This window comes from Oceanicola sp. 502str15 (assembly GCF_024105635.1).
Classification (GTDB): Bacteria; Pseudomonadota; Alphaproteobacteria; order Rhodobacterales; family Rhodobacteraceae; genus Vannielia.
In genome coordinates this window covers 497001-523500 of the sequence record NZ_WYDQ01000001.1, presented here as the reverse complement: position 1 = coordinate 523500, position 26500 = coordinate 497001, and the positions used below count along the sequence as shown (strand labels likewise).

Annotated in this window: 25 protein-coding genes; 8 read left to right on the top strand and 17 right to left on the bottom strand. The window is 67.8% G+C overall.

Translation table 11 applies throughout. The annotated features are described in order from the left end of the window. Window positions 1-65 precede the first annotated feature (65 nt). On the bottom strand, window positions 66-1304 hold the full coding sequence (locus tag GTH22_RS02465; RefSeq protein ID WP_252942964.1) for a 2-hydroxyacyl-CoA dehydratase family protein: 1239 nt from the start codon (window positions 1302-1304) through the stop codon (window positions 66-68). After that, window positions 1301-2371, bottom strand: coding sequence for a hypothetical protein (locus GTH22_RS02460; protein ID WP_252942963.1), 1071 nt, complete (start codon window positions 2369-2371; stop codon window positions 1301-1303). The genes GTH22_RS02465 and GTH22_RS02460 overlap by 4 nt, the downstream gene beginning before the upstream one ends. Window positions 2372-2499: 128 nt before the next feature. Here GTH22_RS02460 and GTH22_RS02455 point away from each other — a divergent pair, with 128 nt between their 5' ends. Together GTH22_RS02455 and GTH22_RS02450 are read left to right on the top strand one after the other, a co-directional pair. Beyond that, a complete protein-coding gene (locus GTH22_RS02455; RefSeq protein WP_252942962.1) occupies window positions 2500-2967 on the top strand; it encodes a MarR family winged helix-turn-helix transcriptional regulator in 468 nt (155 codons plus the stop codon). 77 nt (window positions 2968-3044) lie between these two features. Then, complete coding sequence (locus GTH22_RS02450; RefSeq protein WP_252942961.1) at window positions 3045-4214, top strand: CaiB/BaiF CoA-transferase family protein; 1170 nt, start codon at window positions 3045-3047, stop codon at window positions 4212-4214. A gap of 3 nt (window positions 4215-4217) precedes the next feature. Here the strand turns inward: GTH22_RS02450 and argE are convergent, their stop codons facing one another. After that, window positions 4218-5375 carry an acetylornithine deacetylase gene (gene argE, locus GTH22_RS02445; RefSeq protein ID WP_252942960.1) on the bottom strand — a complete coding sequence of 386 codons (1158 nt, stop codon included), beginning with the start codon at window positions 5373-5375 and terminating at the stop codon, window positions 4218-4220. A gap of 9 nt (window positions 5376-5384) precedes the next feature. Next, entirely contained in the window at window positions 5385-6269 is an 885-nt protein-coding gene (locus GTH22_RS02440; RefSeq protein ID WP_252942959.1) for a LysR family transcriptional regulator, read from the bottom strand. Between the two features lie 85 nt (window positions 6270-6354). Here GTH22_RS02440 and GTH22_RS02435 point away from each other — a divergent pair, with 85 nt between their 5' ends. Beyond that, complete coding sequence (locus GTH22_RS02435) at window positions 6355-6564, top strand: hypothetical protein (RefSeq protein ID WP_252942958.1); 210 nt, start codon at window positions 6355-6357, stop codon at window positions 6562-6564. A 68-nt stretch (window positions 6565-6632) separates the two neighbouring features. Here the strand turns inward: GTH22_RS02435 and GTH22_RS02430 are convergent, their stop codons facing one another. From GTH22_RS02430 to GTH22_RS02420, 3 genes are all read right to left on the bottom strand, one after another. After that, a complete protein-coding gene (locus GTH22_RS02430; protein ID WP_252942957.1) occupies window positions 6633-6833 on the bottom strand; it encodes a hypothetical protein in 201 nt (66 codons plus the stop codon). Window positions 6834-6996: 163 nt separating this feature from the next. After that, window positions 6997-8652 (bottom strand): long-chain-fatty-acid--CoA ligase, encoded by a 1656-nt coding sequence (locus GTH22_RS02425; RefSeq protein WP_252942956.1) that lies wholly within the window; start codon window positions 8650-8652, stop codon window positions 6997-6999. Beyond that, complete coding sequence (locus GTH22_RS02420; RefSeq protein WP_252942955.1) at window positions 8652-10319, bottom strand: thiamine pyrophosphate-binding protein; 1668 nt, start codon at window positions 10317-10319, stop codon at window positions 8652-8654. Before GTH22_RS02420 ends, GTH22_RS02425 begins: the two co-directional genes overlap by 1 nt. 267 nt (window positions 10320-10586) lie before the next feature. Between GTH22_RS02420 and GTH22_RS02415 the strand changes: the two genes are divergently transcribed. The 5 genes from GTH22_RS02415 to GTH22_RS02395 all read left to right on the top strand — a co-directional run bounded on the left by GTH22_RS02415 (window position 10587) and on the right by GTH22_RS02395 (window position 18170). Next, window positions 10587-11723 carry a TAXI family TRAP transporter solute-binding subunit gene (locus GTH22_RS02415; RefSeq protein WP_252942954.1) on the top strand — a complete coding sequence of 379 codons (1137 nt, stop codon included), beginning with the start codon at window positions 10587-10589 and terminating at the stop codon, window positions 11721-11723. A 115-nt stretch (window positions 11724-11838) separates the two neighbouring features. After that, on the top strand, window positions 11839-13869 hold the full coding sequence (locus GTH22_RS02410; RefSeq protein WP_252942953.1) for a TRAP transporter fused permease subunit: 2031 nt from the start codon (window positions 11839-11841) through the stop codon (window positions 13867-13869). After that, window positions 13856-15931 carry a 3-hydroxyacyl-CoA dehydrogenase NAD-binding domain-containing protein gene (locus GTH22_RS02405; protein ID WP_252942952.1) on the top strand — a complete coding sequence of 692 codons (2076 nt, stop codon included), beginning with the start codon at window positions 13856-13858 and terminating at the stop codon, window positions 15929-15931. The genes GTH22_RS02410 and GTH22_RS02405 overlap by 14 nt, the downstream gene beginning before the upstream one ends. A 9-nt stretch (window positions 15932-15940) precedes the next feature. Beyond that, window positions 15941-17128: an acyl-CoA dehydrogenase family protein gene (locus GTH22_RS02400; protein ID WP_252942951.1), complete on the top strand. Its 1188-nt coding sequence runs from the start codon at window positions 15941-15943 to the stop codon at window positions 17126-17128. A gap of 1 nt (window position 17129) precedes the next feature. Continuing rightward, a complete protein-coding gene (locus tag GTH22_RS02395) occupies window positions 17130-18170 on the top strand; it encodes an acyl-CoA dehydrogenase family protein (RefSeq protein WP_252942950.1) in 1041 nt (346 codons plus the stop codon). Here GTH22_RS02395 and GTH22_RS02390 read toward each other — a convergent pair. Genes GTH22_RS02390 through GTH22_RS02345 form a run of 10 tightly spaced genes read right to left on the bottom strand, consistent with a single transcriptional unit; the run spans window position 18161 to window position 26459 of the window. Next, window positions 18161-18589, bottom strand: coding sequence for a PaaI family thioesterase (locus GTH22_RS02390; RefSeq protein ID WP_252942949.1), 429 nt, complete (start codon window positions 18587-18589; stop codon window positions 18161-18163). The two genes, GTH22_RS02395 and GTH22_RS02390, sit on opposite strands and share 10 nt — an antisense overlap. Then, window positions 18586-19389, bottom strand: a complete 804-nt coding sequence (locus GTH22_RS02385; protein WP_252942948.1) for a helix-turn-helix domain-containing protein — start codon at window positions 19387-19389, stop codon at window positions 18586-18588. Before GTH22_RS02385 ends, GTH22_RS02390 begins: the two co-directional genes overlap by 4 nt. Window positions 19390-19397: 8 nt before the next feature. Beyond that, window positions 19398-20183, bottom strand: a complete 786-nt coding sequence (locus GTH22_RS02380; RefSeq protein ID WP_252942947.1) for an SDR family NAD(P)-dependent oxidoreductase — start codon at window positions 20181-20183, stop codon at window positions 19398-19400. Beyond that, entirely contained in the window at window positions 20176-21201 is a 1026-nt protein-coding gene (locus GTH22_RS02375) for a phosphotransferase family protein (protein ID WP_252942946.1), read from the bottom strand. The genes GTH22_RS02380 and GTH22_RS02375 overlap by 8 nt, the downstream gene beginning before the upstream one ends. Then, window positions 21198-21833 (bottom strand): histidine phosphatase family protein, encoded by a 636-nt coding sequence (locus GTH22_RS02370; protein WP_252942945.1) that lies wholly within the window; start codon window positions 21831-21833, stop codon window positions 21198-21200. Before GTH22_RS02370 ends, GTH22_RS02375 begins: the two co-directional genes overlap by 4 nt. Further along, entirely contained in the window at window positions 21834-23069 is a 1236-nt protein-coding gene (locus GTH22_RS02365; RefSeq protein WP_252942944.1) for an acyl-CoA dehydrogenase family protein, read from the bottom strand. An 11-nt stretch (window positions 23070-23080) separates the two neighbouring features. Beyond that, entirely contained in the window at window positions 23081-24277 is a 1197-nt protein-coding gene (locus GTH22_RS02360; protein WP_252942943.1) for an acetyl-CoA C-acyltransferase, read from the bottom strand. Between the two features lie 6 nt (window positions 24278-24283). Next, on the bottom strand, window positions 24284-25189 hold the full coding sequence (locus GTH22_RS02355; protein ID WP_252942942.1) for an SDR family NAD(P)-dependent oxidoreductase: 906 nt from the start codon (window positions 25187-25189) through the stop codon (window positions 24284-24286). Continuing rightward, entirely contained in the window at window positions 25186-25626 is a 441-nt protein-coding gene (locus GTH22_RS02350; protein ID WP_252942941.1) for a MaoC family dehydratase, read from the bottom strand. Before GTH22_RS02350 ends, GTH22_RS02355 begins: the two co-directional genes overlap by 4 nt. Window positions 25627-25637: 11 nt before the next feature. Next, complete coding sequence (locus GTH22_RS02345; RefSeq protein WP_252942940.1) at window positions 25638-26459, bottom strand: SDR family oxidoreductase; 822 nt, start codon at window positions 26457-26459, stop codon at window positions 25638-25640. Window positions 26460-26500: the final 41 nt, after the last annotated feature.

Here is a 26500-nt window from a genome sequence, read left to right as displayed (position 1 = left end):
CGACTCCTCCTCGCCCGGGCCACTGTTGATAGGTTGGTTCACATAGTGAACTATGTCAATCCGAGTCATAGTGCCTCCAGCGCCTCCGACACCTTTGCCTCTGCCTCGGCACGGTTCCATTTGCGCGGGTCCACCATGTCGGACCAGATCTCGACGACCTTCACGCCTGCTTCTTCCAGCGCCTTCTTCGCAAAGAGCGAGCCGTAGCCGGAAAAGCGGTCGTGCTCGGGGATCAGCATCAGCGCCACGTCGATGCGGGCACGCTTGGCTTCGCGGACCATCCAGGCATTGACCCAGGGCGGCTGATGGAGCTGTTCGTTCATCGCGCTGACGCGGGCCGCGAGCGCCCTGAGCGGGTCGCCGTGGCTGGCACGAATGTAGCCATCGGCGGCGAAGGGAAGATACATCGACCAAGCGAACACCGCCCCGTGGCTCTCTTCGAAGGCCCGGTAGAAATCCGTGTCGAACCAGAGGCCTGCGCCGATCCACATCATGCGGATGCGCTCGTTTTCACAGGGCCCTTCGCCGCGCTCGATCCGGCCTGCAACCTCGCTTTTGAAGGCACCCGCATGAGAGAGCGCCCAGTCGGTGCCGCGATGCCACTGCGGGATCATCACGTTGGGCATCTGCTCGCCGATCCCCATGGGCACGCGCGGCGCGCCTGCGATCATCTCGCTGACCTCCTCCAGAATTTTCTCCTGCCGGTCAATGGCTTCCATGTAGCGGGCGAAACCAGCCTCATCAAAGCGCCGGCCTGTGAGCTGCTCCAGCGCCACGATCAGCTCTCGCATTTCCGACACCACGAGATCCAGCCGGGCGGTGCCGTAGAAGCCCTCCCAATCGTCTCGCGCCAGGGACCACCAGTCGGGCGCAGGGTCCGGCACGGCGGGGGCCGAGATCAGGTGCAGCGGGGCGCCGGTTTCTTCGGCCCAGCGTTGAAAGATGCGGGGGTGCTCATCAGACGATGCCCGTGCGCAGAGAAGCGCAGGCGCGGGCAATCCACCCCATGGCTGACGCGACGTGTCACCCTCGATCTGCGCCATGAGGCCAAGGGAGGAGTAGCGCGGCAGATGGGCGTGAAAGCCCTCTTCCTCCATGAAATCAAAGTAATACGGCGCCTGCTGCTTGGCCGATATCACCGCGGACCACCACTGGTTTGTCACCATCGGCACGTCCATGAAGTGAAACAGCTCATGAGGCGTGTCGGCATTCACGAAGGCGAAGGGCTCGCCTGCGGTGATCTTGCCGCGCAGACCCTTGAGCCAGTCGCGTTGATAGCCGGTGGCGTCTCGGGCACAGCTCATTGCAGGGCCTCCTCGATGCGGGCGCGGGCCTTCGAAAGCCAGTCCGGGCCGGGGCGGAACGGGCGGAACCCGAGGTCGACCAGCGGCACGGCGAGGCTGCGGCGCAGGCGCGGGATTTCCCATCCGAAGCTGTCATCATTGCTGTCGACCGAGGCGATCACGAGGTCGCAGTCGGAAAGCGCGGCATCGAGCGCGGCATTGAAACGGGCGGGTGGATTGGTGCGGATGTTCAGGGGCTCTTCGGCCACCTTGCGCAGCAGGGCCGACAGGTTGGCCGGGCCCGCGTGGCAGCCGGGCCAGATCCGGCCGTAGGGCGATTGGTCAGTCACGGCGAGGCCGAGGGTATCGCAGAGCCCGTGCAGCGCAGGTGTATCGGCGGCGGTGCCGATGAGTGCTGCGCGAGGCTTCCGGGTGGGTTCGGAAGGCTCGAACGTGGACAGCAGAGCGGCGTGATGGCCCGGCTCCAGCCATCGCCCTGCATTGCGAAAGATGAAGTTATCAGAGGCGCTTGAGGCGGAACCTTCAAGCGTTGCACAAGCCTTCTGCCGCAGGCTTTCGGCCGCCATGGCCGCCTGCATCCGGTCTTCGTCCGCCTGTGGACCCAGCGCCTCGTGCAGCTCTTGCAGCGCCCGTTCGGCCTCGGCCATGTTGAAGCGATGCAGCGCCTCACCTGTGCCATGGGCAAGGTTCCATAGGATCAGCCGCGGCCCCGGTCCGACCATCCCCTGACGCCGCATTTCCAGCGCGTATTGGTAGGCCGCGAGGGCCGCCACGTCGTCTCGGCAGAAGAGGATGGCGGCGTAATTGCTGAACGCGCCGGCGGCGAAGCGGTGCAGGAAGTGGCTGGCGAAGGCATCCATGAAGGGCTCGATCACCCGGGCGATGCCGGGATCATGCGCGATCTCTCCGAGCGGCGGCGCCTTGACCTCTACGGCCCGGCCCCCTGCCCCGGCAATGAGCGCCTCCGGGCAGCCGTCACCGAAAAGGCCCACCAGCGGCACGGCGCCCGTGACCACCGCCTCGGCGCGGCCCTCGAACGCCGCAATCAGATCCTCCCTCGCGCCCACAAATCCTCCACAGGCAATTTAGTTCACTTTGGAAACCATTTGAGCGCGGCTGTCAACTCCCGAGTTTGACAGGCTTTCTTCCTGACTGTAGCTCAGGCGGGGGCTGAACAGCGGATCGAAGGGGCGGAATGAGCGACGAAATCCCGAAAGTGGAGCTGACACTGGGGCCGCTCGCCCGTGACCTGTCCTTTGCCACCCGCGCGCTGCGTGCGCATCTTCGTGGCCACAACGAGCGCGTCTTCGAGGAGCATGACGTGCCCTCGGGCGGCATTGCCGTCATCAGCCTCATCGGCCTCAACCCCGGCGTCTCGCAGAAAGACCTGGCCGGGGCCGTGGTGCTGAAGAAGTCCGCCCTGACCAAGCTGGTCAACGAACTCGAAAGCACCGGGCTCATCGAACGGCGCAAGGGCGACGGCGACAGGCGGTACAACGCGGTGCATCTGACCGCGGAGGGCCAGAAGCTCTATGACGAGGTGATGCCGGACATCACCGCGATGCAGGACGCCCTGCTTGCGCCCCTCTCGCCGGCCGAACGCGAGCTCTACTTCGACCTGACCTGGCGGCTCATCTCCCACCTCGACCAGCGGACTGCTTGACCGGCCCTGCCAAATAGTTTCTAAAATGAACTATGTGAGCCCGATCCTCTCGGGCCCGTTCAGGGATGGAGAAACACATGGCCCAACCGCTGGCCGGGCTACGGATTGCAGATTTCAGCCATGTCATCGCCGGACCACTGGCAACGCAGTTTCTGTGCCTCCTCGGCGCTGAAGTCATCAAGGTCGAGCCGCCGCAGGGCGACGCGATGCGGTTTTACACCCGCGATCCGGAGCGGCGTGGCATGGCCGAACCCTTCATTGGTGCGAATGCTGGAAAGAAATCTGTCATACTGGACTTAAAATCTGATGAAGGCCGCGAAGCGGCGCTGGCGATCATCGCGCAGTCGGATGTTTTTGTTGAAAACTTCCGCCCCGGCGTGGCCGAGCGGCTGGGCCTGGGGGCGGAGGCGCTGAGAAAGGCCAATCCGGGGCTGATCTGCTGCGCGGTTTCGGGCTTCGGCCAGGACGGGCCGATGCGCGATTTTCCGGCCATCGACCAGGTGATCCAGTCGGTCTCGGGGCTGATGACGCTGACCGGAAGCCCCGGAAATGAAAAGCCTTTGCGGGTCGGCTTCCCGATCGTCGACACCTATTGCGCCCTGCTCACCGCCTTTGCGATCCTGGCCGCCGTCACCCAGCAGCGGGCCGATCCGGAGGGCAAGGGGCAGGTCATCGACGTGTCGATGCTGGATGCGACCATGGTGATGATGAGCTCGGTCGTGGGGGCGATGCTCATCAACGGCACCCCGCCCAGCCGCAGCGGGAATCGCGGGTTTTCGGGCGCGCCGACGGCCGATACCTTTGCCTGCGCCGACGGGCAGATCACCATTGGCGCGGTGCAGCAGGTGCAGGTGGAACGGCTGATGGCGGCGCTGGGGTGCGAGGCGCTTCTGGACGACCCGCGCTTTGCCACGCCGGAGGCGCGGATGGTGCATGACGAGGCGCTTCAGGCGGCGTTACAGCCCTATTTTGCCAAGGAAAATTCCGATGCACTGGAGGCCCGCCTTGCCGCCGCGGGCGTGCCCGCGGGCAAGGTGCGCAGCGTGCTGGACGCGATGGAGCTGGAGCAGCTGGAGGGGCGCGACCTGTTTCTGGATGTGCCGGCCGATGGCGGCCGGGCAACGGTGCTCAACGCCGGGTTCCGGTTTGCCCATGACGGGCCGGGCCATGCCCGGGGCGCGCCGAAACTGGGCGAGCATACCGAGGAAGTGCTGGCCGCGCTGGAGCTGAAATCGGCGGCACAGTAGCCGCTAGGCGAGCCGGGGGCCGAGCCGTTCGAGCATGGCAAGGCATTGCTGGAGCTGCGAAATTTCAAGGTATTCGTCGGGCTTGTGGGCCTGCTCGATGGAGCCGGGGCCGCAGACGATCACGTCGATCCCGAGCTGCTGGAAGATCCCCGCCTCGGTGTTGAACGGCACAAGCGCCCCGCCGTTGGAGCCGGTGAGCGCGCAGGCGAGCGCGGCGGCCTCGCCCTCCGACATCGGCATGAGACCCGGGGTCTCTCCGACGGTTTCGGTCCAGATCGCGGCCTCGGGCGCGATGGCCTGCATCTCGGGCAGGAGCATCTCGTTGATATAACGCTGCAATTCACCGCGCACGAAGCTCGCGTCGCCCTCGGCCACCGGGCGCATCTCCCACTGCACCTCGGCCTGCGCGGGGATCACGTTATGGGCGTGCCCGCCGATCAGCGCGCCGGTGTTGATGGTGGTCCAGGGCGGCTCGAAGGGGCTGGCGGGCGGGGTGCGGGCCTTGAGGGTTTCGCGCAGCTCCATCAGGCGGGCGATGTAGCGGCTGGCGTATTCGACGGCATTGACGCCCGCGGCCGGATCGGAGCCGTGGCCGGAGCGGCCCGAGAAGCGGGTGGTGTACTCGCAGCAGCCCTTGTGGCCCTCGACGACGCGCATGGAGGTCGGCTCGCCGATGATGGCGACGGAGGGCAGGTTCTCGCGATTTTTGAGCTGGTCCGCCAAGGACTTGGCGCCGAGGCAGCCGACCTCCTCGTCATGGGTGAAGGCGAAGTGGAGGGGGCGGGAGCTGGCCTGTGCGGCGAGTTGGGGGGCCATGGCGACGCAGGCAGCGATGAAGCCCTTCATGTCGCAGGTGCCGCGCCCGTGGAGGCGACCGTTGGCCTCGGTCATGGCGAAGGGGTCGCTGCTCCAGTCCTGGCCCTCGACGGGCACCACGTCGGAATGGCCAGAGAGCAGGATGCCGCCTTTAACATCGGGGCCCAAGCTGGCGTAAAGGTTGGCTTTTTCGCCCGTCTCGTCCTTGAAGACCTCGACGCGAGCACCGGCCTTTTCGAGCCGTTCGGCCAGCATGTCGATGCAGGCAAGGTTGCTCTCGGAGGACACGGTGGGACAGGCCACCAAATCGCCCAGAAGTTCCAGCGTATGATCAAGTTCGCTCATGGAGCGACCCTAGCCCTGCGCCGCCTCTCCCGCCAGTCCAAGCGGACGCTCGCCCGCCAGAAGCGGGGCGTGGGCGGCGAAGAGGGCGGAGATGCGGCGGCTGACCTCGCGGATCTCGGGGCGGTGACGGTCATCATTATGGGTCACGAGGTGTTGCCGCTCGGTTAATTCGTCGATCAGCGGGCCTGCGCGGGTCAGGCGGGGGTCGGCGTCGGCGATGAAACAGGGCATGACGCCGATGCCGGCGCAGCCGCGCACGAGGTCGTGGAGGGTGGAGACGGAGGAGGCCCAGGCCACGACCTGCACCCTCTGGCGCAGCACCCAGCGGGCGGCGGGATGCACCGCGTGGGCCGCGTCGACGGCCACCCAGCCCGCTCCTTCCAGCTCGGGCATGTGGCGGGCGCGGAACGGGGCAAAGCGCAGGGTTTCCAGAGGCTTGGAGGCGAGGTTGCCGCTGTCGGGCGGGGCGTTGCGAATGCCGATGTCCACCTCGCGGTGGGCAATGTCGAGCCGGGCTTCGGTGGTGCAGAAAGTGATGCGGAAGGGGTCTTCGGGGCGCCAGAGCTCGGTGAAATGGTCGGCCATGAAAGCGGAGGTTGCGGTGCCGGCGGAGATCCGGACGGCGGGGCGATGGGCGGTGGCATCGCGCCATTGTTCGAGCGCGCGGAAGGCGGCGGCCATGGGGCGGGTGCGGGCCAGGAGCCCCTGCCCTTCGGGGGTTATTTCGTAGCCATTTCGGGACCTTACAAAGAGAACTTGACCCAGTTCCTGCTCCAGCGCGAGCATCCGCCGCCCGAGGGTGGCGGGGCTGGTGGCGGTTTCGCGGGCGGCGGCGGAGAGGCCGCCGGACTCGGCCACGTGGAAGAACAGGCGCAGGTCATCCCAGTTTATCATTTTTGAAAAGAAGCCTCCGATATTGGCCGATTTCACAGGCCAATCATGGCGGTATCTTTTCATTATCGCAACTCAGGAGGCCGAAATGACACCCATTCTGACCCTCTTCATCCGCCCCGATCCGCGCCGCAAGGACACGCCCGAGGAGATCGATGCCTTCTACGAGCGGCACGGCGTGCGGTGGTTCAAGCTTTTTGCAAAACGCAAAGCTGTGGCGGAGAGATCACAGGCACAAGCTGTACACAGGCTGTACACACCCCGTGCATACCCGAAATGCAAAGCCCCGGCCCCCTGAGCCGTCAACCATTCGGGACGGTGGGGCAGGACATCGTTCACGATTGCCGCAGACGGGCGGCGGCGGCGTCAGTCGTCCTCGGGCGGGTCTGTCCAGATCACGAAGAACTGGTAGACGCACCATGCCCCGGCGGCGGCGAAGAGCGCGGCCCAGGCCGGGGCGCCGGAGGCATATTCGACCCCGGCCCAGGCGAAGGCGATGGCGGTGACGGCGATGCGGCGCCAGAGCTGGCGGAAGAACGGGTGCTGGAGGTCGAACATGTTCTTCATGCCGGGCGCTCCGGGCGGGGGGCACGGCGCGGGACGCAGGCTTGGGGCGGGCGATGGACCAAGGCGGAGGGCTCCGGGTTGGGGATTGGGCAGCGTGGGGGGCATTCTTGCGGCGGCGGGGGCGAGATATCAAGCGCCGGGGACGGGCGCGGCGCGCGCAGGGTCAGCCCGCGAGAGGGGCTTCAGTTGCGGCCTGCTCCATCAGCTCGCGCCATTGCACCTTGCCGGAGGGGGAGCGCGGGAGGGACTGCACGAAGACGATCTCCTTGGGCACCTTGTAGGCGGCCATGTTGGCGCGGCACCAGCTGGTGATCTCCTCCGCCGTCACCTCGCCCTTGGGCACGATATAGGCGCGCACGCGCTCGCCGGTGCGGGGGTCGGGGCGGCCGATGATGCAGCATTCGGTGATCTGGGGGTGGGCGTGCATGAGCCCTTCGACCTCGGTGGGCCAGACCTTGAGGCCGGAGACGGAGACCATGCGCTTCACCCGGTCGACGATGTAGAAGAAGCCGGTTTCGTCGTAGCGGCCGATATCGCCGGAGCGCACGAAACGCTTGCCGTCGATCTCGATATGGGCGGCTTCGGTTTCTTCGGGGCGGTTCCAGTAGCCGAGGAAGTTTTGCGGCCCGTGCATGATGATTTCGCCCGGCTCGTTTGGGCCGAGTTCGGCGCCTGTCTCCGGGTCGATCACGCGGGAGTCCACGTCGAATATGGGGATGCCGAGGCATTGGCGGCGCGGCGCGTCGAGCGGATTGATGTGCGACGGCGCCATGGTTTCGGTCATGCCGTAGCCTTCGATGTAGTCGAGGCCGGTGAGATCCTTGAGCTTGGCCGCCACCGCCTCGGGCATGGAAGCGCCGCCGCCGCCGATGACTTCGAGGCTGGAGAGATCGTAGCTGTCGAGGTTGGGGTCGTTGACGAGGTCGATGGCCATGGTGGTGATGGAGCGCCAGCGGGCGACCTTGTGGTGCTCGATGAGGTAGGCGGCAAGGGCGCGGTCCCAGCGGGTCATCAGGATGATCGGCTCGCCCTTGAGGATCGGCGCGTTCATCGAGTTCTGCATGCCGGTGACGTGGTAGAGGGGAAGGCTCGCAAGGGTTGTGCCGTTGCCGCGCGTGGGGTTCCAGACGGTGTTGCCGATGCAGGTGCTCATGACGGTGCGGTGCGAGTGCATGCAGCCCTTGGGCTGGCCGGTGGTGCCGGAGCTGTAGGGGATGAGGGCGAGGTCATCAGGCGCGGCGGTGATCGGGCCGGGCTGGTGGCCCTGCGCGATGGCGGCGGACCATGGGGTGACGCGGGGGTCGTCGCTGGGGGTTGGGGGGGCGTTCAGCGGCTCGGGGAGCTGGAAGGGGAAGGAAGGATCGGTGTGTTCGGCGTAGGCGGCGGCGAGGATCTGGCGCAGGGGCGTGTCAGCGAGGTAGGGGAGAAGCTCTTGCCCGGCGAGCGCCACATCGGCGCCGGTGTCTTCGCAGAGGTAGGCGAGTTCGGCGGCGCGGTTCATCGGGTTGACCGGTACCACCACGGCATCGGCGCGCAGGATCGCGTAGTAGCCAGCGATGAACTGCGGGGAGTTCTGCATGTAGAGCAGCACGCGGTCGCCCTTGGCGACGCCCTGCGCGGCGAGCCAGCCTGCGAGCGCATTCACTTCGGCGGCAAGCGCGCCATAGGTGATGTGGCGCCCGTAGTAGAGGATCGCCGGGCCCTCGGGGGTGGCTTGCGCGGTGAGCGCGAGGTTCTGTGCCATGGAGCGGGCCGGGATTTCGATGTGGAGCGGCACGCCCTTGGGCCAGCTGGAGAGGTGGCGGGTGAAGGGGGCCATCAGCTTTTGCCTGCCTGCTTCGACCGCTCCCGCAGCTGGGTGACGGTGACATAGGCCGAGATCGCCTCGGCGGAGGTGGCCACGCAGAGCAGGGCCGCGCCGGGGTGGGCGAGGAAGGCGGTGACGGTGGCCTCTATGTCGTCGCCCGGGGCGAGGGAAAAGCTGGCGAGGCCGAAGCTGGCGGCCCATGCGGCGAAGTCGGGGTTGTCGAGGTCGGTGCCGGAGATGCGGGCCGGAAAGTCGCGCTCCTGATGCAGGCGGATGGTGCCATAGGTGCCGTTGTCGGCCACGACGATCTTGGGGGTCGCGCCCTTGGCCTGAGCGGTGGCGAGTTCGGCGCCGGTCATCAGGGTGCCGCCGTCGCCTGCGAAGCCGAGCACGCAACGGGTCGGGAAGCGCAGAGAGGCGGCCACCGCGCCGGGGATGCCGAGGCCCATGGCCCCGCCAACCGCGCCGACGGCAAGCTGGCTGCCGTCCCAGGGCCAGAACTGGTGGACCCAGCCGGAGAAGTTGCCCGAATCGGTGGTGACGATGGCATCGCGGGGGGCCTGCCGGGCGAGTTCGGCGGCGACCACGCCGAAATCGAGCCCGTCCTGGCGGGGTTTCGCCTGCGGGTGCAGCGCCAGCGCGGCGCCGTTGCAGCGCGCGGCCCATCCGGCGCGGTCGGGCGGCTCGGGCGCGGCCTGCGCGAGGGCGGCGGCGAAGGCCGACGGCTCGGCGGGCACGGCGAGGGTGGCGTGGTAGAGGCGGGTGAGCACGGCCGGGTCGGGCCAGACGTGGATCAGCGGCTGGGTGGGCTCGGGGGCGGCGGGGATCTTGTAGCCCTGCGTCGGCACATCGCCCAGACGGGTGCCGAGCGCAAGGATCAGGTCGGCTTCGGCGAGGGTTTTCCAGAGCGAGGGCGGCACCTTGAAGCCGAGGTTTCCGGCGTAGAGGGGCGAGAAATTATCGAACACTTCCTGATGCTTGAAGGTGGTCGCGACCGGAATCCCCTGCCCTTCGGCCAGCGCCTTGAGCGCGGCGCGGGTGGCGGGCGCGGCAAAGCCGCCGCCGGCGATGATGAGCGGGCGCTCGGCCTTGGAGAGCATCTGCGCGGCGCGGGTGATGTCGGCCTGCGAGGGGCCGGGGACGGGCACGGAGATGGGGGGGATGACGGCGGCGGTCACGTCATCGGTCAGCATGTCTTCGGGCAGGGCCAGAACCGCCGGGCCGGGGGTGCCGGATTGGGCCGCGGCCCAGGCGCGGGCGAGGGCTTCGGGGAGGCGGAAGGCATCGGTGACCTCCTCAACGTGCTTGGCGAAGCTGCCGAAGACGCGGGCGTAATCCATTTCCTGAAACGCGCCGCGGCCGCGCTCGAATCGGGCCACCTGCCCGACCAGAACCACCAGCGGCACGGCGTCCTGCTCGGCCAGATGCAGGGCGATGGCGGCGTTCATGGCGCCGGGGCCGCGTGACACCGCCAGAAGGCCGGGCTTGCCGGTGAGCTTGGCGTCGGCCACGGCGGCCATCCCTGCCCCGCCTTCGTGGCGGCAGACGACGACATCCACCGCCTCCTGCCCGTGCAGCGCATCGAGCAGCGCCAGGTAGCTTTCGCCCGGAACACAGAACAGCCGGTCGGCCCCATGGGCCAGCAGGCACTCCACCAAAAGATCGGCGGCTCGCACCATTTTGCATCTCCTCCCCTCATGGGTCTTCGGGACATGGCGACACCGCGTGTTCGCTGCCTCTCCCTTCGGGCGACCGCGAAACGCGGGGCCCGACCCCGGCGGTTTCCCGAAGACCGTAAGCGTCTTGACCGACGCCCCATCGTGATAGATGCTCCATTTGCGAAACGCAATTCCGCAGAGCGCACCGAGCGCCGGACGGGAGGCGGAAGACGCGGGAGGAGGAGACCCGGGCCAACCGGGGCTGCCCGCACCACATGGGAGGAATGAATGAAACAGACGATCGCAATGCTCGCCGGGGTGATGCTGCTGGCCACCCCCGTCGCGGCGCAGGAGACGGCGCTGCCCAAGCAGATGAGCTGGACGGCCTATGACACCGGCTCTGCGGGCTACAACCAGGCCGTCGCCATTGGCGCGGCGCTTCAGGACACCTACGGGATCAACCTGCGGGTGCTGCCCGGCAAGAACGATGTGAGCCGCACCGAGCCGCTGCGGCAGGGGCGCGTGGAGTTCAGCGCCACGGGCGTTGGCGGCAGCTTCATGTCGCAGGAAGGGGCCTTTGACTTCGGGGCCGAGAACTGGGGGCCGCAGCCCATTCGGGTGATTGCCGCCAACAACGGCGGGGCGATCAACCTGGGCGTCGGCGTGGCCGCGGATCTTGACATCAAGGAGTTCAGCGACCTCAAGGGCAAGCGCGTGGCCTATATCGTCGGCGCACCGGCGCTGAACGTGAACACCGAGGCCTACCTCGCCTATGGCGGCCTCACCTGGGACGACGTGGAAGTGGTGGAGTTCGGCGGTTTCGGCGCAAGCTGGAAGGGGCTGATCGAGGGCCAGGTGGATGCTGCCTTTGCCTCGACCAACTCGGGCCTCGCCTATGAGGCCGCCTCCAGCCCGCGCGGGCTGTTCTGGCCGCCGATCGACCCCGACAACGCCGAGGGCCTTGCCGCGATGCAGGCGATTGCGCCCTTCTTCGTGCCCAACGTGGCTTCGGTGGGCGCAACCATCGACGGCACCGACGGCTACGCGGGCGCGGGCTATGCCTACCCCGTGCTGGTGGGCACCGCCTCGACCGACGAGGAGATGGCCTATGCCATGACCAAGGCGATGGTGGATCTCTACCCGAGCTTCGAGGGCAAGGCCCCCGGCATCAACGGCTGGGCGCTGGACAAGCAGGACATGGAGTGGGTCGCCCCCTACCACGATGGCGCGATCCGCTACTACAAGGAGGCCGGCCTGTGGAATGACGCCGCGCAGGCCCACAACGACAAGCTGATCGCCCGCCAGGCCGCGCTGGCCGCCGCGTGGGAAGAGCTGAAGGCCGAGGGCGCGGACAACTGGGAAGAAGCCTGGGCCGAAAAGCGCCGTGCCGCACTGGCGGACGGCGGCTTCGAGGTTGTGTTCTGATCCGTTGACCCGGAGGTGACGAGTTCCGTCGGGGCACGTGAATGCTGCGTGCCCCGGCGCTTTTGGGCCCATCGGCCCCGACATCCCACAAGCGCCCCAGGCAGGATTTTTCCGCATGACAGCCGATCAGGCATCCGACATGAGCACCGACAGGGTCACAGACCCCGAAGCCGCCCCCGCCGCCGGGCAGAGCCGTGCCGACAAGGCGGCCCGCTGGGCCATCGGGCTGGCCACGGGGGCCGGGCTGGTGATGGTGATTCACCAGCTTTTCAACCTTCAGATCGGCGGGCTGGTGCTGATCGAAGGGCGCTATCTTTATCTGCTGGGCGGGCTGTTTCTGGCCGTGGCCTTCCTTGTCTTCCCGATGCGGGGGCTGCGGGGCGACACGCCGGGGCTGATCGACTGGCTGCTGGCCGCCGCCACGCTGGGCTGCACCGCCTACCTGACCGCCACCGCGCAGCGCAACCTGTCGGAAGGCTGGGAATACGCCGCGCCGCAGCTCGCCGTTTGGGTGAGCTATGGCTTCATCGCGCTGGTGCTGGAGGGCACGCGGCGGGCCGGGGGCACGGTGCTTTTCGTGATCGTGCTGGTCTTTGCGCTCTATCCCACCTTTGCGAGCCATGTGCCGGACCCCTTCTCGGGGTTCCAGAGCAGCTTTGGCGAGGCGGTGAGCTACCATGTTTATTCGTCCGAAAGCTCCTTTGGCATTCCGATGAAGGCCTTTGGCGGCGTTGTCATCGGGTTCATCCTGTTTGGCGCGGTGTTGCAGCGCACCGGGGGCGGGCAGTTTTTCAACGACCTCGCGCTTGGCCTCGTGGGCGGGTTTCGGGGCGGGGCGGCGAAGGTTTCGATCTTTGCGAGCGGATTCATGGGGAGCATGTCGGGCTCGGTGATCTCGAACGTGCTGACCACGGGGGCTGTGAGCATTCCGGCGATGCGGCGCACCGGCTTCTCGAAGGAGACGGCGGCGGCGACGGAGGCCTGCGCCTCGACGGGCGGCGTGCTGATGCCGCCGATCATGGGGGCGACGGCCTTCGTGATGGCCTCGTTCCTGTCGCGCCCCTATGTGGAAATCGCTATTGCGGCGGCGATCCCCTCGCTGCTGTTCTACTTCGGCCTGTTCGCGCAGATCGACGCCTATTCGGCCCGGCGCGGGCTGAAGGGCATTCCGCGCGCCGAGCTGCCGCGCCTGGGCCGCGTACTGAAGGAAGGCTGGCTTTATGTCAGCGTCTTCGCGCTGCTGATCTTCATGCTGATCGTGCTGCGGCGCGAGACCTCTGCACCCTTCTATGCCACCGCCCTGCTGCTGGTGGTGAACCAGCTGCTGCCGGGCAACCGGCTGTCGCTGCGCGGGCTTGGCCAGATGTTCGTGGGCGTGGGCGCGGGGCTGGCGGAGCTGACCGCGATCCTGCTCGGCGTCGGGCTGATCGTAGGTGCGTTTTCGGCCACCGGGCTTGCCGGGACGCTGGTGAACGAGCTGGTGTTCATTGCGGGCGACAACACGCTGGTGCTGCTGCTGATGGGGGCCGTGACCTCCTTCATCTTCGGGATGGGGATGACAGTGACGGCCTGTTACATCTTCCTGGCCGTGGTGCTGGCGCCGGCCCTCGAACAGGGCGGGCTGAACCAGCTCGCGGTGCATCTGTTCATTCTCTACTGGGGCATGGTGAGCTACATCACCCCGCCCGTGGCGCTTGGCGCCTTTGCCGCGGCCACCATGTCGGGCGCCTCGGCCATGAAGACCGGGCTTGAGGCGATGCGGCTTGGCGGGGTGATCTATGTGGCGCCCTTCTTCTTCGTGCTGAACCCGGCGCTGATCGGCGAGGCTCCGGCCCCGGAAGTTGCAGTGGCGCTGGTTTCGGCGCTGACCGGGGTGGCGCTGCTGAGCTTTGGGTTGCAGGGCTATGTGAGCTTTCTGGGGCCGATCCGGGGGATCTTCGCGATCCCGCTTCGGGTGGCGCTTTGCGCGGGCGGCGTGGCCTTTGCGATCCCCCATACAGAGGAGACCGGGCTTGGCTACGGGGCCACCGCCCTGATCGGGCTGGCGCTGGCCGCCCTGCCCCTTGCGGCTGCGGCACTGGCGGGGCAGCGTGCGGCACAGGCGGAACGGACAGGACAGACAGGGACGAGCAATGCAGGTGAATGACGTCATTTCCATCGAACGCGAGGGGCCGCTGGCGCTGATCGTGATCGACAACCCGCCGGTGAACGCCGCGGGCCATGCGGTGCGCGAGGGGCTGTGGAAGGCTGTGGAGGCCGTGGAAGCGGACGCGGGCGTGGAGGCGGTGGCGATTTACGGCAAGGGCCGGGCCTTCATTGCGGGGGCGGATATCAAGGAATTCGGCGGGCCGCGGCTGGAGCCGATCCTGACGGATGTGGCGGGCCGGATCGAGGCGTGCACCAAGCCTGTTGTCGCCGTGCTGCATGGCTCGTGCTTTGGCGGCGGGCTTGAGGTGGCGATCGGCTGCCATGCGCGGGTGGCTATACCGGGCGTGAAGGTGGGCTTTCCCGAGGTGACTCTGGGGGTGATCCCCGGCGCGGGCGGCACCCAGCGTGGGCCACGGCTGATGGGGATTGGCGCGGCGCTGTCGATCATCACCACCGGCGAGCGGCTGGGGCACGAGGATGCGCTGAGCTGCGGGCTGGTGGACCGGATCGAGGAGGGCGCGCCGCGCGATGTGGCGCTGGCGATGGCCGAGGAAGCGCGCGTGGGCACCCTGCCCTGCCGCAAGACCGGCGAGATCGAGGTGACGCCCGACGAGGTGGCGCTTGCCGACACCAAGGAAAAGCTGGAGGCCACGCAGGCGCATCTGTTTGCGCCGCACCGCGCGCTGGAAGCCGTGGCCGCCTGCACCGGCCCGCTCGATGCGGGGCTGGCGCTGGAGCGCGAGAAATTTGCCGCCTGTATCGACAGCCCGCAGCGGGCCGGGCTGATCCATGCCTTCTTTGCCGAACGCGCGGTGGAGAAGATCCCCGAGGCGGGGGCGAGCCCGCGCGATGTGGCCGTGGTGGGCGTGATCGGCGGGGGCACGATGGGCTCGGGCATTGCCACGGCCTGCCTGAATGCCGGGCTGACGGTGCGGATGAACGAGCGCGACGCGGCGGCGCTGGAGCGGGGCCGCGAGACGGTGGCAGGCAATCTTGAGGGCGCGGTGAAGCGCGGCAAGATGAGTGCGGAGGCGCGCGATGCGGCGCTGGAGCGGTTCAAGCCCTCGGTGGCGCTGGAGGATTTTGCCGATTGCGATCTGGTGATCGAAGCGGTGTTCGAGGACATGGGCGTGAAGCGCGATGTCTTCGGGCGGCTCGATGCGATCTGCAAGCCGGGCGCTGTGCTGGCCTCGAACACCTCTTACCTCGATGTGAACGAGATTGCCGCCTGCACCGCGCGCCCGCAGGATGTGGTTGGGCTGCACTTCTTCTCGCCCGCCCATATCATGCGGCTGCTGGAGGTGGTGGTGGCCAAGAAGACCGCGCCTGAGGTGGTGGCGACGGGGTTCGCGCTGGCCAAGAAGCTGCGCAAGGTGGCGGTGCGGGCGGGCGTGTGCGACGGCTTCATCGGGAACAGAATCCTCAGCCATTACAAGAAGGTGGCCGATTACCTGATGCTCGACGGCGCGGCGCCCGAGGAGGTGGACGCGGCGATGGAAGCCTTCGGCTTTGCCATGGGGCCCTTTGCGGTGAGTGACCTTGCCGGGCTTGATATTGGCTGGGCGCAGCGCAAGCGGCTGGCCCCGGAGCGGCCCGAGCAGGAGCGCTACGTGGCGGTCGCCGACCGGATCTGCGAGGCGGGCAACTATGGGCGCAAGACCGGGCGCGGATTTTACATTTACGAGGGGCGTGACAAGCGGCCCGACCCGGAGGTGGCGGCGATCATCGCGCAGGAGCGGGAGACGGCGGGGGTGACGCCGCGCAGCTTCAGCCCCGAGGCGATTCAGGCGCGGTTCATGACCGCGATGATCTCGGAGGCGACGCGGGTGCTGGAGGATGGCATCGCGCTGCGGCCCATTGATATCGACGCGGTGTTTCTCTTTGGCTACGGCTTTCCGCGCCACCGGGGCGGGCCGATGCACACCGCCGATGTGATCGGAGCCGAAGAGCTTGTGGCGCGGATCGAACGCTACGCCGAGGAAGACCCCTATTACTGGCAAGTGCCTGATCTGCTGCGTAAAATGGCGGAAGACGGCAGCACCTTTGCCGAGATGAACTGAGGACAGCCGATGGACCTGAGCTATTCGCCGCAAGAACAAGCCTTTCAGGAAGAGGTGCGCGCCTTTCTGGCCGATGAGCTGCCTGCCGAGATCGCGGAGCGGGTGAAGGCGGGCGAGGAGGTTTCCAAGGAGGATACCGAGCGCTGGCACGCGATTTTGCAATCGCGCGGCTGGCTGGCGCAGACCTGGCCCGAGGACCATGGCGGCCCCGGTTGGGGGCCGGTGGAGCGGCATATCTTCGACGAGGAGGCGGCGCGGGCCTATGCGCCGCGCATCCTGCCCTTCGGGTTGCAGATGCTGGGGCCGGTGCTGATCAAGTTCGGGAGTGACGAACAGAAGGCGCATTACCTGCCCCGGATTCTGGACGGGACCGACTGGTGGTGTCAGGGCTATTCCGAGCCGGGGGCTGGCTCGGATCTGGCGTCGCTGAAGACGAAGGCGGTGAAGGACGGCGATGAGTATGTGGTGAACGGTCAGAAGACCTGGACCACGCTGGGCCAGCACGCCGACTGGATTTTCTGCCTTGTGCGCACCGATGCGGGGGCGAAGCCGCAGGCGGGGATTTCGTTTTTGCTGATCGACATGAAGACGCCGGGCATCGAAGTGCGCCCGATCAAGCTGATCGAGGGCGGGCATGAGGTGAACGAGGTGTTCTTTACCGATGTGCGGGTGCCGGCGGAAAACCTTGTCTGGAAGGAGAACGACGGCTGGACGGTGGCGAAATACCTGCTGACCCATGAGCGCACCGGGATTGCGGGCGTGGGCTTTTCCATCGCCGCTTTCGAGCGGGTGAAGGCGCTGGCGGCGCGGACCATGCGGGGCGGCAGGCGGCTGATCGAAGATCCGCTGTTCGCGGCGCGGCTGGCCGAGGTGGAGATGGACCTTGAGGCGATGAAGATCTTCAACCTGCGGATGCTGGCGGAGGCGCAGCGGGTGGGGCATCCGGGGGTGGAAACCTCGATGCTGAAGATCCGTGGCACCGAGGTGCGGCAGGCGCTGAACGACCTTTACCGGCGCGCCCTCGGCCCGGCGGCGGCGCTGATCCCCGGCGAGGCCCCGGGCGGCAATGCCGCGCTGGTCGCGCCCGAGGATGAGGCGGCGGCGGCGAGCTATTTCAACAATCGCAAGATCTCCATTTTTGGCGGGTCGAATGAAATTCAGAAGAACATTCTGACCAAGGCCATGCTGGAGCTCTGACATGAACTTTGAAATGACAGATGACCGCCGGATGCTGGCTGACAGCCTGAGCAAGCTGCTGGGCGACCGTTACGGAATCGAACATCGCAATGCCGTGGCCTATGAAGCGCCGTTCCATGACAAGACGGGTTGGAACGCATTGGCGGAGCTGGGGATTCTCTATGCCTTCGCCCCCGAGGATGCGGGGGGCATGGGGGGCAGCGGCTTTGACCTGCTAGCAGTTTTCGAACAATTGGGCGCGGCGCTCTGCCCCGAGCCGCTGCTTGGCGCGGTGATGGCGGCCCCGCTGCTCACCGAGGCAAAAGAAGACCTCGAGCCGCTGCTTTCGGGCGAAGCGATCTATGCGCTGGCGGTGGATGAGCCGGAGGCGCCCTGGGACGCGGGGGGCGGAACCTGCGAGGGCGGCGACACGCTCACCGGGCGCAAGACGGCGATCTACGGAGCCAATGCGGCGACGCATTTTCTGGTCAGCGCCCGGCGCGAGGGCAAGCTGGCGCTTTATGAGGTGAAGGCCGAGGATGCCGCCGTTACCCCCTGGGGGATGATCGACGGCGGCGGGGCGGGCGAGCTGATGCTGGATGGCACCCCTGCCCGCTGCCTGATCCCCGATGCCGGGGAAGCGATCGACGCCGCGCTCGACCGGGGGCGGCTGGCGCTCTGTGCCGAGGCGGTGGGGGCGATGGACTGGTGCTATGCGACCACGCTCGACTACCTCAAGAGCCGCAAGCAGTTTGGCCGAGAGATCGGCAGTTTTCAGGCGCTTCAGCACCGGATGGTGGAGATGAAAACCGCCATCGAGCAGGCCCGCTCGATCACCATTCTGGCCGCCGACCGGATGGATGCCCATACAACCGCCATGGCCAAGAGCCTTGTGGGGCGCACGGCGCGGAAGGTGAGCGAGGAGGCCATCCAGCTGCATGGCGGGATCGGGATGACCTGGGAATATCCGCTGAGCCATTATGCCAAGCGGCTGGTGATGCTGGATGCGCAGCTCGGGGATGCCGATTTTCACACCGCGCGGGTGGCGGCAAGCTACGCCTGAGGCGTGCGGTAGCGGAGGACGCCGGTGGCGGTGGCGACCAGCGTGCCCTGCTCGTCCGTCAGGCGCGCCTCGGCGAAGAAGGTCTTGCGCCCGCCCCCGGTTTTGCGCCCCTCCGCGATCAGCCGGGTGCCCTGCCCCTGTCCCTGAAAGTTGACGGTCATCGAGAGGGTCATGGCCATGCGTTTCTCGCCCGGATCGCCGGTGAAGCTGCCCGCGTAGCCCATGGCCGTGTCGAGCAGCACCGAGAGCGCGCCGCCGTGGGGGATGCCGTGGCGGTTTTCGACCGGGTCCAGAGGCGAAAGCTCTACCCGCGAACAGCCCTCGCCCCAGCCGGTGATGGCAAAACCCATGAGCGACTGGAAGGGATAGGGCGGCTCGATCAGCTCCGGCGCGATGGCCGGCACCTGCGGCCAGATCATGCGCCGGCCCGGCGGCTAAGGGCGGCGGCGGTGGCAAGGAGGCGGTCGGCGTAGGCGTCGCGCAGCTCGTCGGAGGAGACCAGAAAGGCCGGGCCGCCCACGTTCATGGCAAAGATCCGGTCGCCGTTGAGCGAGACCACGGGCACCGCGATGCCGTTGATCTCGGGGCGCCAGTCGCCGTAGCCGGTGGTGTAGCCGTATTTGGCGTAATCTTCGAGCGCCTTGGCCAGCGAGGTGCGGTAGCGGGGCACATCATCGGGGCGTTCGCGCTTGGCGAGTTCGAGGATGTGGGCGTGTTCCTCCTCGGTCATGGCGGCAAGGATGGCGCGGCCGATGGCGGAGTGGAACAGCGGCAGGCGGGCGCCGACGTTCATGGTGAGCGACACGGCCTGCTGGCTGCGCTGCACGCCGACATAGACGGCCTGCAGGCGGTGGCGCTCGGCGAAGGCGGCGGTGACGTGGGGGTTGGGCCCCTCGCAGAGGGCGCGCATCGGGTCGCGGGCGCGCTCGGAGGTTTCCATGCCCGCGAGCACGCCGTAGCCCAGCGCCAGAACCCCCGGCCCCAGCCGATAGGTGCCGCCGCGCTCGGAATGCACGAGGTAGTCGAGCTTGCGCAGGGTATAGGTGAGCCGCGAGATGGTGGCCTTGGGCAGGCCGGTGCGGGCGGCGATTTCCTGATTGGTCAGCTCGGTTTCGGAGGGGCGGAAGCAGCGCAACACCTCCAGCCCACGGGCCAGCGCGGTGATGAAATTGCGGTCGTCGCTTTCGAGCGCGCCGTCGATTTGGTCAGTTGCGTCCACGTCTTCCCCTAGATCGCCGTCAGCCCGCCGTCGATGGCGAGGGCCTGCCCGGTCATGAAACTGTTTGCTGGCGCGCAGGTCCAGAGCATGGCCTGTACGACTTCGTCAACTGTGGCCACGCGGCCCATGGGCACGCGGGCGGTGATGCGGGCGCGGGCCTCGGCGGCATCTTCGCCGGTGCGGGCGCCGAACTGGTCGGCCATCTCAGCGAAGAGCGGCGTTTCGGCGAAGGCCGGGCAGAGCGCGTTGACGCGGATGCCCTTGCCGGCCAGCTCGTCGGCGGCGGCGCGGGTGAGGCCGACGACGGCGTGTTTGGCGGCGGCATAGGCCGCGAGGTGGCCCGCGCCGGTGAGGCCTGCGGCGGAAGCGATGTTGAGGATCACTCCCTGCCCGGCCGCCTGCATCGGCGGGATCTGGTGCTTCATGCCCAGAAAGACGCCGCGGGCGTTGGTGGCCATGATGCGGTCGAAGTCGGCGGCCTCGGTGCGGGCGAGCGGGGTGAAGGGCTGGCCGAGACCGGCGTTGTTGATCGCCACGTCGAGCTGACCGAACTCGGCGAGGGTGGCGGCGATCAGGGCGGCATGGGCGGCCTCGTCAGTGACATCGCCGGGCCGGGCGAGCACCTCGGTGCCTGCGGTGCGGAGCGTTGTTGCGAGGGTTTCGAGCCGGGGGGCGTCGATATCGCAGAGCACCAGCCGCGCCCCTTCGGCGGCGAAGGCGCGGGCGGCCCCTGCCCCGAAGCCCGAGGCGGCGCCGGTGATGAGCACCACGCGGGAGGGCGAAGGCTCAGGCATCTGCCGCCGCCTCCAGCCCGGCCTCTGCCAGACCGGGCACCAGCGCGCCCAGTTGCAGCCCCTTCTCGGGGTTGGAGGCGTTGCCGTCGAGCGCGCGTTTCTTGACCCCTTGCAGGATGCCCGCCATGCGGAAGTTGGCGAAGGCGAGGTAGAAGCCGAAGGCGGGGATGCCGGGCAGGCCGCGCCGGGTGCAATAGCTTTCGATGAAGGCGTCGTCGGTGGGCAGGCCATGGGCGGCGCGTTCGAGCCCGGCGAGACCCCTGCCCTCCGGCCCCGGCGGGCGCTGCCATTGCATGATGACCTGCGCGAGATCGGCATAGGGGTGGCCGAGGGTGGAAAGCTCCCAGTCGAGCACGGCGGTGATGCGGGGGGCATCCGGGGCGAAAAGCATGTTGTCGAGCCGGTAGTCGCCATGGGTGAGGCAGACCTGCCCGTCATCCTCGGGCACGTTGGCGTCGAGCCATGCGATGAGGGCATCCATCGCTTGAATCGTTTCGGTTTCGGAGGCGCGGTATTGGGTGGTCCAGCGGTCGATCTGGCGGCGGTAGTAGTTGCCGGCGCGGCCATAGTCGGCGAGGCCGGTGGCGGCGAGGTCGACCTCGTGGATGGCGGCGAGGACGCGGTTCATTTCGTCGAAGATGGGGGCGCGGTCGGAGGCGGAGAGTTTGGGCAGGTGGGGCTGGTTGAAATGGCGGCCCTCGATGTGCTCCATCAGGTAGAATTCGGAGCCGATGACTGCCGGGTCGTCGCAATAGGCGATCATCCGGGCGACGGGCACCGGGGTTGCGGCCAGCGCGCTTTGCACGCGGAACTCGCGGTCGACCGCATGGGCGGATTTCAGCAGCTTTCCCGGGGGTTTGCGCCGCAGCACAAGGCTGCCCTGCGGGGTGGTGAGGCGAAAGGTGGGGTTGGACTGGCCGGTGGCGAACTTCTCGGCTGTGACGGGGCCGGTGTGGCCGGGGGCATGGGCGTTGATCCATGCGGCGACGGCGGCGGTGTCGAGGGTTTGCGCGGTCATGAGAAGGTCAGCATATGGGCTGCCTCCGCGTCGATGTGGGGTGTTTCGTTGAAGCCGGTGAGGAAGGTTGTGTCGCCGGTGGCGAGCAGGCGGTTGACGGCGCAGTTCTTCATCTGGAGTTGCAGCTCGATCATGGTCTGCGCCGGGGCGCGGACGGCGGCGGCGAGCATCCGGCAGATTGCGCCGCCGGAGGAGACGGCGAGCACGGGGCCATTGTGGGCGGCCATGGCGGATTGCGCCTGCATGACCCGGTCGGTGAAGGCGGCGAAGCTTTCGGGGCCGTCGATCTCGCCATTCTGCCACGCCACCACGGCCTCGCGCAGGCGGCGGAAGTGGGCCTTGCGGTCGGACGGGACGCCGCCGCCGAAGGAAGCCAGCAGCGCCTTGCTGTCGAATTCATTCAGGCCCTCCTGGATGGTGGGCGCGGGCAGGTCGAGTGCGGTGGCGATGCCCTCGAGCGTTTCGCGGTGCCGCCGCATGGCGCCGCGATAGACGGCGACGGGGGCGAGGCCCTGCCGTTTGAGGGCCATGCCCAGCGCGCGGGACTGGGCATGGCCGAGGTCGGAGAGCACGTCATAATCCGCCGCCCCGAAGGAGGCCTGTGCGTGACGGATGAGGACGAGTTCGGGCACTCAGATCTTCTCGTTGGAGTATTTGCGCAGCTCGGCGCGGGCGACCTGGCGGCGGTGGACGGCATCGGGGCCGTCGACCAGCCGCAGGGTGCGCAGGTTGGTCCACATCGCGGCGAGCGGCGTGTCCTGGCTGATGCCGGTGCCGCCGTGGACCTGCATCGCCTCGTCGACGACCTTGAGGGCCATCATCGGGGCGGCGACCTTGATCTTGGAGATCCAGGGCTGGGCGGCGCGGGTGCCTTGGGTGTCCATCATCCAGGCGGCCTTCAGGCAGAGCAGCCGGGCCATTTCGATCTCCATCCGGCAGTTGGCGATGATGTCGTAGTTGGCGCCGAGGTCGACGATCTTTTTCTTGAAGGCCTCGCGGGTCATGGCGCGTTTGCAGAACAGCTCCAGCGCCTTTTCGGCCTGGCCGATGGCGCGCATGCAATGGTGAATGCGGCCCGGGCCGAGGCGGCCCTGGGCGACCTCGAAGCCACGGCCGCGACCGAGCAGCATGTCTTCGGGGGCGACTTTCACATTGGTGAAGCGGATGTGCATGTGGCCGTGGGGCGCATCATCATGGCCGAAGACATGCATGGGGCGCAGGATTTCGATGCCCCCGCTGTTGGCGGGCAGGACGAACATGGAGTGGCGGGCGTGCTTGTCGGCCTGCGGGTCGGTCTGGGCCATGAGGATGTAGACGGCGCAGCGCGGGTCGCCGGCGCCACTGATCCAGTATTTCTCGCCGTTGAGCACCCAGCCGTCATCAGTTTCCTTCGCCTCCAGCGAGATGTTGGTGGCGTCGGAGGAGGCCACGCCCGGCTCGGTCATCACGTAGGAGGAGCGGATTTCGCCGTTCAGCAGGGGTTTGAGCCAGCGTTCCTTGTGGGCCTCGGTGCCATAACGCTCGAAGACCTCCATGTTGCCGGTGTCTGGCGCGCCGCAGTTGAAGACCTCGGCGGCGATGCGGACCTTGCCCATTTCCTCGGCGAGATAGGCATACTCGACGGTGGAAAGCCCCTGCCCCTTCTCGCTGTCGGTGAGCCAGAAGTTCCACAGGCCCTTGGCGCGGGCGCTGGCCTTGAGGGTGCTCAGGATTTCGAGCTGGCGGTCGGTGAGGGCGAAGCGGTCGCCCGAGGGGTGCTGGCCGACTTCGGCCTCGAACTCGCGGTCGAGCGGCTCGATCTCTTCTTCCACCATCTGGCGCACGCGGGCGGCCAGTTCCTTGACGCGGGGGGTCATCCCGAGGTCCATCATATTCTCCCTTACAGAACTTCAAAGAGACCAGCGGCCCCCATGCCGCCACCCACGCACATGGTGGTGACGATGTATTTTGCGCCGCGGCGTTTGCCCTCGATCAGCGCGTGGCCGACCATGCGGGCGCCCGACATGCCGTAGGGGTGGCCGATGGAGATGGCCCCGCCGTTGACGTTGAGCAGCTCGTCGGGGATGCCGAGGGTATCGCGGCTGTAGATCACCTGACAGGCGAAGGCCTCGTTCAGCTCCCAGAGGCCGATATCGTCCACGGTCAGGCCATGGGCGGCGAGCAGCTTGGGCACCGCGAAAACCGGGCCGATGCCCATCACGTCGGGGGCGCATCCGGCCACCGCCATGCCGACGTAGCGGCCCAGCGGGGTGAGGCCCCGGCGCTCGGCTTCCTTGGATTCCATCAACATTGCGGCGGAAGCGCCATCGGAGAGTTGCGAGGAATTTCCGGCAGTTATGAAACGACCTTGATCTAGGTTGATGCCTTTTTCGAACACCGGGGCAAGATTGGCGAGGCTTTCGGCAGTGGTGCCGGGGCGGTTGCCTTCGTCCTGTTCCAGGGTGATTTGCCGGTCGGAGACTTCGCCGGTGTCGCGGTCTTTCACCTTCATCACGGTGGGCAGCGGCACGACCTCGTCGGAGAACCTGCCGGCCTGCTGCGCGGCGGCGGTGCGGGCCTGGCTTTGGGCGGCGTAGGCGTCCTGCGCCTCGCGGGAGATGCCGTAGCGGGCGGCGACGGTTTCTGCCGTTTCGAGCATGGTCATGTAGATTTCGGGAACGTGCTCTTGCAGCCATGGGTCAGCGTCGCGGCGCATGGCCGGGGTCTGCACGAGGGAGATGCTTTCGACCCCTGCGCCGATGGCCATATCCATGCCGTCATGCACCACCTGCTTGGCGGCGGTGGCGATGGCCATGAGGCCCGAGGCGCATTGGCGGTCGAGGCTCATGCCTGCGACGGTCTCGGGCAGCCCCGCGCGCAGGGCGCATTGGCGGGCGATGTTGCCGCCCTGAAAGCCCTGTTGCAGCGCCGCGCCGAGCACCACGTCACCGACCTCGCCCGGCTCCACCCCGGCGCGGGAGACGGCATGGGCGATGGCGTGGCCTGCCAGCGCCTGCGGCGTGGTGGCGTTGAAGGCGCCGCGATAGGCCTTGCCGATCGGCGTGCGGGCGGTGGAGACGATGAGGGCTTCGCGCATGTTTGTTCAGTCTTTCTCTGTTCCGGGCCAGTCGAGCGGCAGGCCCTGCGCTTCGGCGGCCTGTCGGGCGAAACGGCGGGTTTGCGAGAAGGCATCGGGCAGCTCTTCGGCGCCGTCCGGGTCGGTGAGCAGGGCCGCGCCCTCGGCGATGGCCTCGGGGGTGATCTCGCCGCCTGCGAGGTTGAGGCCGAGGGTTTCGGTGATCTGCGCGACGGAGAAGACCCCGCCGCCTGCGGCGAGGATGGTGCGGGTGGGGGCCTCTTCACTCACCAGCCAGAGCAGGCCCGGCGTGATGCTTTCGGGCGTCAGCAGGGCGGCGGCATCGGCGGGGAGCAGGCCTTCGGTCATGGCCGTGGCCGCCGTGGGGGCGAGGCAGTTGACGCGAATATCGTTGCGCGCGCCCTCCAGCGCGAGGGTGTTCATCAGCCCGACCATCCCGGCCTTGGCGGCGGCATAGTTGGCCTGCCCGAAGTTGCCGTAGAGCCCGGAGCCGGAGGTGGTGAAGACCACGCGGCCGTAGTTGCGCTCGCGAAAGTGGGGCCAGAGCGCGTGGGTGCAGAGCGCCGAGCCGGTGAGGTGCACGTCGATCACCTTTCGCCAATCGGCCATGTCCATCTTGGCGAAGGACTTGTCGCGCAACAGGCCGGCGTTGTTGACGAGAATGTCGACCTGGCCCCAGGCCTGCATGGCGGTGGCGACCATATCGTCCACGCAGGCCTCGTCGGAGACATCCGTGCGGGTGGCCAGCGCGGTGCCGCCTGCGGCTTCGACCTCGGCCACCACCCCTGCCCCATCGGCCATGTCGGCCACCAGCACCTTGGCCCCGCGCGCGGCGAGGCCCAGTGCATGGGCGCGGCCCAGCCCGGCGGCGGCGCCGGTGACGATTGCAACCTTGCCGTCAAAGCGGATCATGCGGCCTCCATGTATTTCTTGTTCAGCCAGCGGGCGACGACCACGGGCTTGGTGGCGCCCTCGGCCTCCATCGTCACATCCCATGCCAGCGTTACATCGCCGGGGCGCTTTTCGGTCAGCTCGGCGAGGGTGAAACGGGCGCGGATGCGGGCGCCGGAGGGCACGGGCGAGAGAAAGCGGATGCGCTCGAAGCCGTAGTTGATGCCCATGGTCTGCCCTTCTACCTCGGGCTGGCCATCGTAGGCCATGGCGGAGAGCATCGACAGGGTGAGGAAGCCGTGGGCGATGGTGGTGCCGAAGGGCGTGGCGGCGGCGCGGGCCGGGTCGGTGTGGATGAACTGGTGGTCTTCGGTGAGATCGGCGAAGGCGTCGATCCGGGGCTGGTCGATGGTGAACCAGCGCGACACGCCAAGCTCCTCGCCGATGCGGTTTTTCATGTCGTCCAGCGTCACGGTTTGCCCTCGGCGAAGATATCCGGGCCGGTCTGGACGTTGATGCCGCCGGAGACGGGGAGGATGGCGCCGGTGACGTAGCCGCCGCCGGGGCCGCAGAGGTAGAGCAGCGCGGCGGCGATATCTTCGGGGCGACCGACGCGGCCAAGGGGGACTTGCGCGCCGACGCGGCTGCGCATGCTGTCGTCGCCGGTGGCGAAGGCTGTCATCTTGGAGACGAAGGGGCCGGGCGCGAGGGCGTTGACGGTGATGCGGCTGGCGGCCAGTTCCTTGGCGAGGATTTTGGTGAGGTGGTGCACGGCGGCCTTGGAGGCGGCGTAGGAATAGGCGTCATCGCCCATCGGCACCTCGCCCATGACCGAGCCGGTGTTGACGACGCGGGCGGGGTTTTCGTCGCTCGCGGCGGCGCGCAGGAGCGGCAGCAGGCTGCGGGTGAGTTCGAAGAGGCCGGCGACGTTGAGGCTCATCACCTTGTCCCACGCGGCATGGGGGAAATCGCTCAGAGGGGCGCCCCAGCTTCGGCCAGCGTTGTTGAAGAGGATATCGAGGCGTGAGGTGCGGGCGTGAACCTCGGCGGAGAGCGCGGCGACGCCTTCGGCGGTGGAGACATCTCCGGCGAAGCCCTCGGCCTGCCCTGCCGCGCCCAGCGCGTTGAGGCGGGCGGCGACGGCCTCGCAGGCCTCGCCCCGGCGAGAGGCCAGCAGCACATGCGCCCCGGCCCGCACCAACCCTTCGGCGGCCATTTCGCCGATGCCCGAGGAGCCGCCGGTGACAAGCGCAAGCTTGCCGGTGAGGTCGAAGAGTTTCGCCGCGTCCATTGTTTCCTCCGCTGGCGCGCCTCCCCGCGCGCCCGTTTCGC